We start from the raw sequence: 654 nt of genomic DNA on the forward strand, positions 1-654 counted from the left end.
GTGGTTTTGCTTATGCGGTCCAAAGGACCTTTATTACTAGCTGCGCCTCAAGGGCGCCTGTGGTTTACCACTCGCAACTTTTACTTGCTAACCCCTGAAGGGGTCTGTGTTATCCATTGTTATCTGACCGCTTAATTCATCTTCTTTAAGTTGATTTTGTATATATTCTTTTATTGCTTTTGTATTCTTGCCTGCTGTGTCTACATAATATCCTCTACACCAGAATTGTCTTCCTCTATATTTGTATTTTAGACTTCCCCATTTTTCATATATCATTATGCTGCTTTTTCCTTTTAGAAATCCCATAAAACTTGATATGCTCAATTTTGGGGGGATTTCTAGTAACATGTGCACATGATCTGGACATACCTCTGCTTCTATTATGTTTACTTCTTTCCAACTGCATAGTTCCCTTAAAATTGCTCCTATCTCTAATCTTTTACTTCCGTAAAATACTTTTCTTCTGTATTTTGGTGCAAATACTATATGATATTTACAATTCCATTTTGTGTGTGATAAACTATGTGTATGATTTAAATTCATAAAAAACCTCCTGTTATTTTGTGTTTTGGTAAACCACAAATTTATTTTAACACGGAGGTATTTTTTTATTTGTTTTTCATCGCTAAAGCTAAATTGAACCCCCGGTCCAAC

At 34.6% G+C, this 654-nt stretch carries 1 protein-coding gene; it reads right to left on the reverse strand.

From position 1 onward, the window contains the following. Nucleotides 1-87: 87 nt before the first annotated feature. Nucleotides 88-543 carry an IS200/IS605 family transposase gene (tnpA, locus tag ACQRC6_RS09830; RefSeq protein ID WP_019106899.1) on the reverse strand — a complete coding sequence of 152 codons (456 nt, stop codon included), beginning with the start codon at nt 541-543 and terminating at the stop codon, nt 88-90. Nucleotides 544-654 lie beyond the last annotated feature (111 nt).

It is taken from the genome of Peptoniphilus sp. SGI.035 (assembly GCF_050315115.1).
Classification (GTDB): domain Bacteria; phylum Bacillota; class Clostridia; order Tissierellales; family Peptoniphilaceae; genus Peptoniphilus_A.

Excerpts from the sequence above, each read along its gene's own strand:
- tnpA (WP_019106899.1), bottom strand. The coding sequence starts at position 543 with ATGAATTTAAATCATACACATAGTTTATCACACACAAAATGGAATTGT.